General features: G+C 35.3%; 2 protein-coding genes and 1 pseudogene. All 3 read left to right on the top strand.

Going from position 1 to position 1,238, the window contains the following annotated elements:
- A partial coding sequence (locus tag LJD34_RS15920; RefSeq protein WP_227360359.1) for a YdcP family protein occupies nucleotides 1-260 on the top strand: 260 nt, incomplete at its 5' end.
- Between the two features lie 227 nt (nucleotides 261-487).
- A complete protein-coding gene (locus LJD34_RS15915) occupies nucleotides 488-886 on the top strand; it encodes a DUF3267 domain-containing protein (protein ID WP_227360358.1) in 399 nt (132 codons plus the stop codon).
- A gap of 96 nt (nucleotides 887-982) precedes the next feature.
- Nucleotides 983-1,238: pseudogene (locus LJD34_RS15910) on the top strand (ATP-binding protein); the annotation flags it as partial.

The following is a 1,238-nucleotide window of genomic DNA, read 5'->3' as shown; positions in this document are numbered from 1 at the left end:
GTATCTATGATTTGAAGTGCAGTCTGCATGGTGGAATTATCCCCGTGTCTGTACCGCCAGAAGTACCGTTGAGGGAATTTCCGTATAATGCAGTCGTGGAGCTTGTCAATCCCGTAGCCGATACGGTATCAAGAAAAACCTATACGGGTGCAGATGTGGACTGGTATGTAAAAGCAGAGGATATTGTGTTGAAGAATAAAGGCAACCAGAACGCAGGCAGTCCACAGAACTCTGCACCGCAGGGACAACCGAAAAAATAGGCTTGCTGAATAGATTTTCATTGTAGTGGATATGTGAAACTGATATAATATGGATATAAAGAAAACGAAAATTACATTTTATCTTTGGAGGTACTTATGGATAACACTTTAAAAAAATTGATGTGATAGACTATAAAAAATCAAAGTATGCTAATCTTTTTATTATAGGTAGCTTTGCTTTTTCTCTACTTGTGGGCATTGTTCTTATAACTATAAGTGGTTCTTTTTTGAACAATGGTGTAGAAAATCCATTATTTTTATTAGGTTGTTTTTGTTATATAATTATTCATGAAGTAATCCATTTAATTTTTATGAAAACTTTCTCTAAAGAAAATATTCATATATCGTTTAAATTTCCGACTATATCAGTAGGAAGTAATGCTAAATTCAGTAAACGACAATTTTTGATTGTTGTTCTTGCACCAGTAATTATTTTAGGGATATTACTTGCATTATGTATAATTTTCTGCCCAAAGAAATACACTTTTTTCTTTAATGTACTTTTCATTCTAAATTTTGCTGGTTCAGGTGGCGACTATCTACAAGCGTTTGTAATAAGACGCTATTCTGCAAAAACATTTTTTCAAGATAACAGCATTGAAACTATTGTTTATCAAAAGAATTAAAATTCAGTTTATCAGCAACTTCATATTTCACAATTATTAGCGGTTAGTCCTCAAGATTGACCGCTTTTTCAATGCAGAGAAAGGAGTGATTGATTTATGCGTAAGATTTGGAATAAGGGACACCGTATCAGAACCAGCGACAAGCATCTTGTTTACCACTTTTCCATAGGGACGCTTCTGTTTGTATTCGTGGCGGTTCTCCTGCTACTGAATATCAAACAGCTCATGCGTACCGATTGGGAGCATTTCAGCTTGTTAGAGAACGGCTTGACGCTTTCCACATACAACTTCATAACTATACTGATAGCGACTGGTGTTTGTGCATTGGTCGCTTTTCTGTATTACCGCTTCT

Source organism: Faecalibacillus sp. MSK20_93 (genome assembly GCF_020589945.1).
Classification (GTDB): domain Bacteria; phylum Bacillota_I; class Bacilli_A; order Erysipelotrichales; family Coprobacillaceae; genus Faecalibacillus; species Faecalibacillus intestinalis.
This window is presented reverse-complemented; position numbering and strand designations above follow the sequence as displayed.